General features: G+C 64.6%; 11 protein-coding genes. All 11 read left to right on the top strand.

Annotated elements, in window-relative coordinates:
• The coding region (locus EOC93_RS30340) for a dihydrofolate reductase family protein (RefSeq protein ID WP_206532290.1) at positions 1 to 307 on the top strand (307 nt) is incomplete at its 5' end.
• Complete coding sequence (locus tag EOC93_RS30335; protein WP_127206470.1) at positions 307 to 924, top strand: riboflavin synthase; 618 nt, start codon at positions 307 to 309, stop codon at positions 922 to 924. The genes EOC93_RS30340 and EOC93_RS30335, both read left to right, overlap by 1 nt.
• 94 nt (positions 925 to 1,018) lie before the next feature.
• Complete coding sequence (ribH, locus tag EOC93_RS30330; RefSeq protein ID WP_127206469.1) at positions 1,019 to 1,513, top strand: 6,7-dimethyl-8-ribityllumazine synthase; 495 nt, start codon at positions 1,019 to 1,021, stop codon at positions 1,511 to 1,513.
• On the top strand, positions 1,510 to 2,010 hold the full coding sequence (gene nusB, locus EOC93_RS30325; RefSeq protein ID WP_023798402.1) for a transcription antitermination factor NusB: 501 nt from the start codon (positions 1,510 to 1,512) through the stop codon (positions 2,008 to 2,010). Before ribH ends, nusB begins: the two co-directional genes overlap by 4 nt.
• The gene (locus EOC93_RS30320; RefSeq protein ID WP_127206468.1) at positions 2,007 to 3,227 is read left to right on the top strand and encodes an MFS transporter; all 1,221 of its coding nucleotides are present in this window, start codon (positions 2,007 to 2,009) and stop codon (positions 3,225 to 3,227) included. The genes nusB and EOC93_RS30320 overlap by 4 nt, the downstream gene beginning before the upstream one ends.
• Before the next feature lie 251 nt (positions 3,228 to 3,478).
• Positions 3,479 to 4,390, top strand: coding sequence for an ABC transporter substrate-binding protein (locus EOC93_RS30315; RefSeq protein WP_127206467.1), 912 nt, complete (start codon positions 3,479 to 3,481; stop codon positions 4,388 to 4,390).
• A 252-nt stretch (positions 4,391 to 4,642) separates the two neighbouring features.
• Positions 4,643 to 5,809: an ABC transporter permease gene (locus EOC93_RS30305; protein ID WP_127206466.1), complete on the top strand. Its 1,167-nt coding sequence runs from the start codon at positions 4,643 to 4,645 to the stop codon at positions 5,807 to 5,809.
• Positions 5,806 to 6,744 (top strand): ABC transporter ATP-binding protein, encoded by a 939-nt coding sequence (locus tag EOC93_RS30300; protein WP_127206465.1) that lies wholly within the window; start codon positions 5,806 to 5,808, stop codon positions 6,742 to 6,744. Before EOC93_RS30305 ends, EOC93_RS30300 begins: the two co-directional genes overlap by 4 nt.
• On the top strand, positions 6,741 to 7,505 hold the full coding sequence (locus tag EOC93_RS30295; protein WP_127206464.1) for an ABC transporter permease: 765 nt from the start codon (positions 6,741 to 6,743) through the stop codon (positions 7,503 to 7,505). Before EOC93_RS30300 ends, EOC93_RS30295 begins: the two co-directional genes overlap by 4 nt.
• Positions 7,506 to 7,628: 123 nt before the next feature.
• On the top strand, positions 7,629 to 7,736 hold the full coding sequence (locus EOC93_RS30290) for a DUF2165 family protein (protein ID WP_245461584.1): 108 nt from the start codon (positions 7,629 to 7,631) through the stop codon (positions 7,734 to 7,736).
• A 232-nt stretch (positions 7,737 to 7,968) separates the two neighbouring features.
• Positions 7,969 to 10,110 carry a sodium-translocating pyrophosphatase gene (locus EOC93_RS30285; RefSeq protein WP_095485777.1) on the top strand — a complete coding sequence of 714 codons (2,142 nt, stop codon included), beginning with the start codon at positions 7,969 to 7,971 and terminating at the stop codon, positions 10,108 to 10,110.
• Positions 10,111 to 10,211: the final 101 nt, after the last annotated feature.

The raw sequence follows: 10,211 nt of genomic DNA, 5'->3' as shown, positions 1-10,211 counted from the left end.
ACGCGCCGGCGTGCGATTCATCGGCACGGAAACGCATGAAGGTGGCGTAGCGCTGCCGGAACTGCTCGAGGACCTGGCCGCGCTCGGCATGGCGAGTGTTCTGGTCGAGGGCGGCGCCAAGGTGGCCGAGGCCTTCCTCGCCGAAGGGCTGGTCGACCGGATCGTGCTGTTCCAGGGGCTGGAGCCGATCGGCAAGGGCGGCATTGCATCGCCCATCGACGCCAACCATATCCCGGCGGGATTTCGCAAATTGCGCGACATGCGTTTCGGCGAAGACAGCTACGCCGAGTGGATAAGGGATTTCTGATGTTTACCGGGATTGTCACCGATGTCGGCACCGTCGCTGCCGTCAAGCCGCTGAGGGAAGGGGTGGGCTTGCGTATAGACACCGCCTATGACCCTGAGACGATCGCCATCGGGGCTTCGATTTCGTGCGGCGGCGTCTGCCTGACGGTGACAGCGCTCCCGGAAAGCGGCGCCAACGCGCGCTGGTTCGAGGTCGAGGCGTGGGAAGAGGCGCTCAGGCTGACGACAGCGATGGCCTGGAAATCCGGCGCGAGGATCAATCTGGAGCGGGCGCTGAAGATCGGCGACGAACTCGGTGGCCACATCGTATCAGGCCATGTCGACGGCATGGCCGAGATCGTGGCGCGCAAGGAGGAAGGCGATGCCGTACGCTTCACGCTGGAATCGCCGCGCGAGCTGGCCAAATTCATCGCACCGAAGGGCTCCGTCGCGCTCGACGGCACTTCGCTCACCGTCAACAAGGTCGAGGGCACCCGCTTCGACGTGCTGCTGATCCATCACTCGCTGACCGTCACCACCTGGGGCGAACGCGATGTCGGCGATCGCGTCAACCTCGAGATCGACACCATGGCCCGCTACGCGGCACGCTTGGTGGAGGCGGCGAAAGAGGGGCTTTGAGCCGCCCTTGGAAATTAGACGCAGTTCGACCCTCTGACAAAGCTTGCGAACGCGGCCGCTTCGGCCTAAGTCACCGGCGATCCCGGAGACATCTATGGCTGGTACATCCCAACACGGCAAAGCGTTCATTCGCCCGAAGAAGAAGGCCCACCTTCTTGTCATCGAGGCGCGCTTCCATGATGATCTTGCCGACGCGCTGCTCGAAGGCGCGACAAGCGCGCTCGATGAAGCGGGCGCGACATACGACGTCGTCACCGTTCCGGGCTCGCTCGAAATTCCCGCGGTGATTTCCTTCGCGCTCGACGGCGCCGCCGAAGGCGGGCCGAGCTATGACGGTTTTGTCGCCCTCGGCACCGTCGTGCGCGGTGACACCTATCATTTCGACATCGTCGCCAATGAATCGAGCCGTGCCCTGATGGATCTCTCCGTGCAGGAAGCGGTCTGCATCGGCAACGGCATCCTGACCACCGAAAATGATGAGCAGGCCTGGACGCGGGCCAAACGCTCGGAAGGCGACAAGGGCGGCTTTGCCGCGCGTGCGGCGCTGACCATGATTGCCCTCAAGCAACAGTTGGGAGAGCGATCATGAGCGAACCCGCATCACCCGGCCAGCCCGCGGTACGCCACGCCAATAAGCGCGGCGCTGCCCGTCTGGCCGCCGTGCAGGCGCTCTATCAGATGGATGTCGCCGGCAGCGGCGTCTTCGAAATCACCGCCGAATACGAGGCGTTCAGGCTCGGCAAGGAAGTCGACGGCGCGCTCTATCGCGAGGCGGACGCACAATGGTTTCGCGCTATCCTCGCCGGCGTCGTCGAGAACCAGAAAACCATCGATCCGATTATCCGCCAGGCGCTGACCGAGGACTGGCCGTTGTCCAGGCTCGATTCGACGCTGCGCGCCATATTGCGCGCCGGCGTCTACGAACTGATGAAGCGAGAGGACGTGCCGGTGGCTGTCATCGTTTCGGAATATGTCGACATCGCCAAGGCGTTTTACGAAGAAGACGAGCCGAAGCTAGTCAACGCGGTGCTTGATCGCGTGTCGCGCCGGGTGCGCGGCGAGGGGCGTGGCAAGGACGCTTCATGACGGCAGTCGTTATCGCCGAAGCTAGTAGGGAAGCGCGCCGCACGGCGTTCATCCTTGCGGCCTCGCAGGCCATTATCGGCTCGGCCGCGCCTATCGCCATTTCCCTGGGTGCGCTGGCCGGACAACATCTGCTCGATGCGGACAAGTCGCTGGCGACGGCGCCGGTTACGGGCTTCAATGTCGGCGTGGCGCTCGGTTCCCTGCCGGCGGCAGCCATCATCCGCTGGCTCGGCCAGCGCGACGGCTTCATGACCGGCACGATCGTCACTGCGCTCGGTGGGCTGATTGCCACGCTGGCGCTGTTTCAGGCCAGCTTTTGGCTGTTTGCCTTCGGCCTGCTGGTGATCGGCGTCGGCGGTGCCTTCGTCCAGCAATTCCGTTTCGCCGCCGCCGACAACGCACCGTCTGAATTCAAGGCGCGCGCCATCTCCTTCGTGCTGGCTGGCGGCATCGTCACCGCCATCCTTGGGCCGCAGATCGTCATCTTCACCCGCGAACTGTTTGCGCCGGTGATGTTTGCCGGCTCGTTTGCGTCCATCCTGGTTCTGGCGGCGGTCGGCGCAGCCATCCTGTCGTTCCTGCGCATCCCGGCCAAGGCAGCCGGCAAAGTGGAAATCGACGACCGCGACGCGCGGCCGCTCTCCGAGATCGTGACAAGGCCGCGTTTCGTGGCGGCGCTGTTTTGTGCCGTCGGCAGCTACGCGCTGATGAGCTTCGTCATGACCGGCGCGCCACTCGCCATGGTCGGCTGCGGCCTGTCGACGGATGATGCCACGCTCGGTATTTCCTGGCATGTCATGGCCATGTTCGCGCCGAGTTTCTTCACCGGCTCGCTGATCTATCGCTTCGGCGCCGAACGGATCGTCGCAACCGGCCTTGTGTTGCTGATCGGCTGCGCCATAGTGGCGCTGTCGGGCTTGGCATTGTGGCAGTTCTGGACGGCGCTGATCCTGCTCGGGCTTGGCTGGAATTTCGCCTTCATCGGCGCCACCGCCATGGTCGCCGACAGCTACCGGCCATCCGAAAAGGGCAAGGTCCAGGGCTTTCACGACTTCGTCCTGTTCGGCTCCGTCGCCTTTGCCTCGTTGATGTCGGGCGCGGTCTACAACGCCTGGGGCTGGGAGATGCTGAACTGGATCATCTTCCCGGTGACGGTGCTGTGCTTCGTGGCACTGGGCGTGTTGAAGATGGCTAGCGGGCGGCCGACCAGCGCATGACCCCGAACCGAAGGTTCGGAAAGGAACATGCGCAAAATCAAAAGTGCTACAGCGTCCTTTGCGCGTCCAAACGGACGCGCGGCGCTGTAGTGACATAACGCGTCGGGACGAGGCAGCAGCGGATCAACCCGCTTCCGAACAAAATTATTGCGCCCATCCCCCTTCTTATGAAACCGTGTACCCCGACGGGGCATTGAAGCCATGCTCATATGCGGCAGCCGTAGTCCGGTTCTCAGCAAGGGATTTGTGAAATGTTTTCAGTCAAGGTTCTGGCCGGCGCGGCTCTGGCGCTCGGCATCAGCGCAGCCTCGGCGAGCGCTCAAGTGGTCGTGTCGTCGAAGATCGACACCGAAGGCGGCGTGCTCGGCAACATCATCCAGCTGGTGCTGAACGCCAACAATATCCAGACCACCGACCGCATCCAGCTCGGCGGCACTCCTGTGGTGCGCAAGGCGATCACCGCCGGCGAGATCGACATCTATCCGGAATACACCGGCAATGCCGCCTTCTTCTTCGAAAAGGCCGACGATCCCGTGTGGAAGGACGCCGCCAAGGGCTATGAAACGGCCAAGAAGCTCGACTACGACGCCAACAAGATCGTCTGGCTGTCGCCGTCGCCAGCCAACAACACCTGGGCGATTGCGCTGCGCAAGGATGTGGCCGAGACCAACAAGCTGGCGACGCTGTCCGACTTCGGCAAATATGTCTCCGGCGGCGGCCAGGTGGTGCTGGCGGCCTCGGCCGAGTTCGTCAATTCGGCCGCCGCGCTGCCGGCTTTCCAGACCACCTATGGCTTCACCCTGAAGCCGGACCAACTGATCACGCTGTCCGGCGGCGATACGGCGGCGACCATCGCCGCCGCGGCAAACCAGACCAACGGCGCCAACGCCGCCATGGTCTACGGCACCGATGGCGGCATCGCGCCGTCCGGCCTGGTCGTGCTCGAAGACGACAAGGGCGTGCAGCCGGTCTATCAGCCGGCGCCGGTCATCCGCGAGGCGGTGTTGAAGGAGCATCCCGAGATCGAGACGCTGCTGAAGCCGATCTTCGCCAAGCTCGATCTCGTCACCCTGCAGGAACTGAACGGCCGCGTGCAGGTCGGCGGCGAGCCGGCCAAGGGCGTCGCCGAAGATTTTTTGAAGAAGAACGGGTTTTTGAAGTAGTCAGCCCGTTTGGAAAATGACGCCGGTGCGAGGCGCCCCCCTCTGGCCTGCCGGCCATCTCCCCCACACGGGGGGAGATTGGATGCACGCTCGGCTTCCGCCAATCGCCAACGGGGAAGATGGATCGGCGGCAATGAAGCTGCCGATCTCCCCCCAAGTGGGGGAGATGTCCGGCAGGACAGAGGGGGGCGCGACGGAGCACGACGGTCCTGACGTCAGGTCCTCAAGTCGCCGCCATCGCATAGGTACGTCATGACCATCCGCTTCGACAAGCTCGGCGTGGTCATCGCCGTGATCGTTGCCTATGCTGCTTCCGCGGCGCCCTTCGCCACCTTCCGCGCCAACCGCATCGTGCCAGGCGAGGCACGCTCGATCCTCGACGCTCTGCCTGCGGTGACAGGCCCGCTGCTGCTGGCAATCGTGCTTATCGCGGCGCTCATCGCGCTGTTGAAGACACCGCTGATCCTGCGCCTTGCCGCAAGTGTGGCCGCGCTTGCAGCACTGGCGCTGCTGATCGGGGTCGCCGGCAGGTTCCTGACGCCTGAGGGCAACACCTTTGCCCGCATCTCGCCGGCCTCGGGTTTCTGGCTGCTCATCTTCGCCTTTACGCTTTTGCTCGCCGATGTGCTGACAAGGCTGAACCTGTCGCCAGGGGCGCGGATCGGCGTGCTCGTCGTCGCGACAGCGGCGATCGGCCTGCTGCTGGTCTCGGGAAGCTGGAGCAGCCTGTCGATCCTCAAGGAATATGCCAACCGTGCCGACAGTTTCTGGGCGGAAGGCTCCAAGCATGTGACGCTGGCGCTGGGGTCGCTGGCGGCGGCGGCGATCGCAGGCCTGCCGCTCGGCATTCTCTGCCACCGCGTCGAGAAATTGCGGGCCGGCGTGCTCAACGTGCTGAACATCATCCAGACCATTCCCTCGATCGCGCTGTTCGGCCTGCTGATCGCGCCGCTCGGCTGGGTCGCGACGCATGTGCCCGGCGCGGCTTCCCTCGGCATTCGCGGCATCGGCACCGCGCCCGCCTTCGTCGCCCTGTTCCTCTATTCGCTGCTGCCGGTGGTGGCCAACACCGTGGTCGGTCTTGCCGGCGTGCCGCGCGCCGCCAACGACGCCGCGCGCGGCATGGGCATGACCGAGCGCCAGCGCCTGTTCGGCGTCGAATTTCCGCTGGCTTTCCCGGTGATCCTCACCGCCATCCGCATCGTGCTGGTCCAGAACATCGGCCTTGCCACCATTGCCGCGCTGATCGGCGGCGGTGGCTTTGGCGTGTTCGTGTTCCAGGGCGTTGGCCAGACGGCGATGGACCTGGTGCTGCTCGGCGCCATACCGACGGTGGCGCTCGCCTTTGCCGCCGCCATCATCCTCGACGCGGTGATCGAGATGACCTCCACCAAGAGACGCGAGGCACAACCGGCATGATCGAGATCGAAGGCATTACCAAGCGCTATGATGCGACAACGGTGGTCGACGACGTGTCGATGGTGATCGAGCCGCGCACCATCGCCGTCATCGTCGGCACTTCCGGTTCCGGCAAGACGACGCTGCTTCGCATGATCAACCGGCTGGTCGAGCCGACCGCGGGCGTGATCAAGCTCGACGGCGCCGACAACCGCTCGCTGCCCGGCTATGAGCTGCGCCGCAGCATCGGCTACGCCATCCAGGGCCACGGGCTGTTTCCGCATCGCACGGTGGCGCAGAACATCGCCACCGTGCCGGTGCTGCTCGGCTGGGACAAGGCCCGCATCAAGGCCCGTGTCGACGAGTTGATGACGCTCTACCAGCTCGATCCCCAGGCGTTCGGGCCACGTTATCCGCACGAGCTTTCCGGCGGTCAGCAGCAGCGCGTCGGCGTCGCCCGCGCCCTTGCCGCGGAGCCTAACGTGCTGTTGATGGACGAGCCGTTCGGCGCGCTCGACCCGATCATCCGCAACAAGGCGCAGGAGGATCTTCTGGCGATCCAGAAGCGCTTCGGCACCACCATCATCCTCGTCACCCATGACATGGAAGAGGCGGTGCATATGGGCTACAAGATCGCGGTGATGGATGCCGGCAAGCTGGTGCAATATGCCAAGCCCGCCGAGATCCTGGCGAGGCCGGCCAGCGCTTTCGTCGAGAGCCTGGTCGGCGCCAGCGAAAAACCGTTCAGGCTGCTGTCGCTCGGCCGCGTGCGCGACGCCGTCGAGAAGGGCAGCGCAGAGGGCGATGCGATCCCCGGCGACGCCAGCCAGCGCGATGCGCTGGCTGAGCTCCTCTGGTCGGGCCGCCCGGCGCTGCCGGTGAAAGGCGCCGACGGCAAGCCGCTCGGCCGCGTGACGGTGGACGGATTGGTGAAGCGCGCGGCGAGGCCGGCATGAAAGAGGCTGGCTTAAAAGCTTGGCTTCCGTCGCTGCTCAGGCTTGTCCTGGTGGTGTTGCTCATTGCCTTCGTGACCAATCCCGATTGGTTCGAACCGCTGCTGAAGCCGCTTACCGAGAACAACGCGCCAGTGATCTACAACCAGGGAAGCCTGCTGTCGCTGACGCTGCTGCATCTGAGGACCGTGCTGATCGCGACCGTGGCCGCGACCATCGTTGCTGTGGCGCTCGCCATCCTGGTCACCAGGCCAGCCGGCGTCGAATTCCTGCCGCTGTCGCGCAGCCTGGTCAATATCGGCCAGACCTTTCCGCCGGTGGCGGTGCTGGCGCTTGCCGTGCCGGCCGTCGGCTTCGGCGAGAAGCCGACGCTGATCGCGCTGTTTCTCTACGGCCTGCTGCCGATCTTCGAGAACGCGCTGACCGGGCTGACGACGCTGCCTGTCAACGTGGTCGAGGCGGCGCGCGGCGCCGGCATGACCGGCTGGCAAAGGCTGGTCAAGGTCGAGCTGCCGCTCAGCGCGCCGATCATTCTCGGCGGCATCCGGCTGTCTGTCGTCATCAGCCTCGCCACCGCGACGATCGGCTCGACCGTGGCGGCCAGGACACTGGGCGAGGTGATCATCGCCGGTCTGTTGTCGAACAACCTCGCCTTCATCCTGCAGGGCGGCCTGATCGTCGCCGCCCTTGCTGTGCTGATCTATGACGGGCTGTCGGCGATCGAGCGCTACACCGCGCGCCGCATGGGGCGAGAGACAGCGTAGCACCTCGGGCGAGGTTCGTTCGCTTCAGTGTCCGCCCGAACGCGCCGGGTGATCGAGCGTCACCTCAAGCGTGGTGCCCGTCTCGCCCGAAATCCAGCGGCGGCGGACGATTGCAAAATCATATTGTCCAGCGTCTGGAACGGCCAGCAGAAGGCTTTCATGTTCTACATGACCATGCTGGCGGTGCTGATCTTCGTCGTCCAGCCGGACGGCGACCTGCGCAAAGGCTGACGACCGCCTGCCGTTTTCAATCGATCTAATTGGGCGGCGGCGCCGGCGGGCGTGTCGCCGCCCATAGCTTTTGGGCGAAAGCCGGGCAAAAACCGAACAATATCTTGACGTTCACTGCCCTGTTTCGCATAAGCCGGTGCGAAGGGAGCGGATTCCGCGCGCGGAATCCGCTCCCTGTCTCAACGGCCCAGGGAGGGGTTCTTTTGGGTCATCAATCGAGGAAAATCCGGCAATGACCATAATTTCAGCTGTCATCGCCTGCGGTCTGCTTTCAGTCCTTTACGCCATCTGGGCGACACGTTCGGTCCTCGCGGCCGATCAGGGCAATGCACGCATGCAGGAAATTTCCGCGGCCATCCGCGAAGGCGCCCAGGCCTATCTGGCGCGCCAGTACACCACCATCGCCATCGTCGGTGTCGTGGTCCTGCTGCTCGCCTGGTGGCTGCTTTCGATCACCGCCGCCATCGGCTTCCTGATCGGCGCCGTTTTGTCGGGCGCCGCTGGCTTCATCGGCATGCACGTCTCGGTGCGCGCCAATGTGCGCACCGCGCAGGCGGCTTCCAACAGTCTCGCTGCCGGCCTCGAGATCGCCTTCAAGTCGGGCGCCATCACCGGCATGCTGGTCGCTGGCCTGGCCCTGCTCGGCGTCTCGATCTACTACCTGATCCTCACCCACTTCATGGGCCTTCAGCCCAACGACCGTGTCGTCATCGACTCGCTGGTTTCGCTCGGCTTCGGCGCCTCGCTGATCTCGATCTTCGCCCGTCTCGGCGGCGGCATCTTCACCAAGGGCGCCGACGTCGGCGGCGATCTCGTCGGCAAAGTCGAAGCCGGCATTCCCGAAGACGATCCGCGCAATCCGGCCACCATCGCCGACAACGTCGGCGATAATGTCGGCGACTGCGCCGGCATGGCCGCCGACCTGTTCGAGACCTATGCGGTGACCGTGGTCGCCACCATGGTACTCGCCGCAATCTTCTTCGGCGGCACCGCCGTACTCGGCGCCACGATGCTCTATCCGCTGGCCATCTGCGGCGCCTGCATCCTGACTTCCATCGTCGGCACTTTCTTCGTCAAGCTCGGCTCCAACGGCTCGATCATGGGCGCGCTCTACAAGGGCCTGATCGTCACCGGCCTGCTGTCCATTATCGGCCTCGGCGTCGCCACCTCGGTAACACTGGGCTGGGGCGAGATCGGCACGGTCGCCGGCATGGCCATCACCGGCAGGAACCTGTTCATCTGCGGCCTGATCGGCCTTCTGGTGACCGGCCTCATCGTGGTGATCACCGAATACTACACCGGCACCGACAAGCGCCCGGTGAACTCCATTGCCCAGGCTTCGGTCACCGGTCACGGCACCAACGTCATCCAGGGCCTTGCGGTCTCGCTGGAATCGACGGCACTTCCGGCGATCGTCATCGTCGGCGGCATCATATCGACCTACCAGCTCGCCGGCCTCTACGGCACGGCGATCGCGGTCACCACGATGCTCGGCCTCGCCGGCATGATCGTCGCGCTCGACGCCTTCGGCCCGGTCACCGACAATGCCGGCGGCATTGCCGAAATGGCCGGCTTGCCCAAGGAAGTGCGCCAATCCACCGATGCGCTCGACGCTGTCGGCAACACCACCAAGGCGGTGACCAAGGGGTACGCCATCGGTTCGGCCGGTCTCGGCGCGCTGGTGCTGTTCGCGGCCTACTCTAATGACCTGAAGTTCTTTGCCGCCAATGGCGACAAATATCCTTACTTCCAGGGCATGGGCGAAGTCTCTTTCGACCTCTCCAACCCTTACGTCGTCGCCGGCCTGATCTTCGGCGGCCTAATCCCCTATCTGTTCGGCGGCATCGCCATGACGGCGGTCGGCCGCGCGGCAGGCGCCATCGTCGAGGAGGTGCGCAAGCAGTTCCGCGAGGATCCGGGCATCATGGCCGGCACGTCGAAGCCGAACTATGCGCGTGCGGTCGACCTTCTGACCAAGGCGGCGATCCGGGAAATGATCATTCCGTCGCTGCTGCCGGTGCTCGCGCCGCTGGTCGTCTATTTCGGCGTGCTGCTGATCTCGGGCTCGAAGGCGTCCGCCTTTGCAGCGCTCGGCGCCTCGCTGCTCGGCGTCATCGTCAACGGGCTGTTCGTCGCCATCTCGATGACCTCTGGCGGCGGCGCCTGGGACAATGCGAAAAAATCGTTCGAGGACGGCTTCACCGACAAGAACGGCGTCAAGCATCTCAAGGGCTCCGAGGCGCACAAGGCCTCGGTGACCGGCGATACGGTCGGCGATCCTTACAAGGACACCGCCGGCCCGGCGGTCAACCCGGCGATCAAGATCACCAACATCGTCGCCCTGCTGCTGCTGGCGGTGCTCGCGCACGGCTGAGGCCGCTCAGAGCAATTCCAGGAAAAGTGTGAAGCGGTTTTCCGTCCGGAATTGCGCAAAAACAAAGAGATAGAGCGGTTCGGCGTTTCCGTGAAACGATG

It is taken from the genome of Mesorhizobium sp. M6A.T.Ce.TU.002.03.1.1 (assembly GCF_003997275.1).
GTDB classification, from domain to species: Bacteria; Pseudomonadota; Alphaproteobacteria; order Rhizobiales; family Rhizobiaceae; genus Mesorhizobium; species Mesorhizobium mediterraneum.
Note: the sequence above shows the minus strand (reverse complement) of the source record. Positions and strands in the feature narration are given on the sequence as shown.

What these genes read in the sequence shown, in the direction of transcription:
- EOC93_RS30335 (WP_127206470.1), top strand. Translation starts at nt 307, where the DNA reads ATGTTTACCGGGATTGTCACCGATGTCGGCACCGTCGCTGCCGTCAAG.
- ribH (WP_127206469.1), top strand. Translation starts at nt 1,019, where the DNA reads ATGGCTGGTACATCCCAACACGGCAAAGCGTTCATTCGCCCGAAGAAG.
- nusB (WP_023798402.1), top strand. Translation starts at nt 1,510, where the DNA reads ATGAGCGAACCCGCATCACCCGGCCAGCCCGCGGTACGCCACGCCAAT.
- EOC93_RS30320 (WP_127206468.1), top strand. Translation starts at nt 2,007, where the DNA reads ATGACGGCAGTCGTTATCGCCGAAGCTAGTAGGGAAGCGCGCCGCACG.
- EOC93_RS30315 (WP_127206467.1), top strand. Translation starts at nt 3,479, where the DNA reads ATGTTTTCAGTCAAGGTTCTGGCCGGCGCGGCTCTGGCGCTCGGCATC.
- EOC93_RS30305 (WP_127206466.1), top strand. Translation starts at nt 4,643, where the DNA reads ATGACCATCCGCTTCGACAAGCTCGGCGTGGTCATCGCCGTGATCGTT.
- EOC93_RS30300 (WP_127206465.1), top strand. Translation starts at nt 5,806, where the DNA reads ATGATCGAGATCGAAGGCATTACCAAGCGCTATGATGCGACAACGGTG.
- EOC93_RS30295 (WP_127206464.1), top strand. Translation starts at nt 6,741, where the DNA reads ATGAAAGAGGCTGGCTTAAAAGCTTGGCTTCCGTCGCTGCTCAGGCTT.
- EOC93_RS30285 (WP_095485777.1), top strand. Translation starts at nt 7,969, where the DNA reads ATGACCATAATTTCAGCTGTCATCGCCTGCGGTCTGCTTTCAGTCCTT.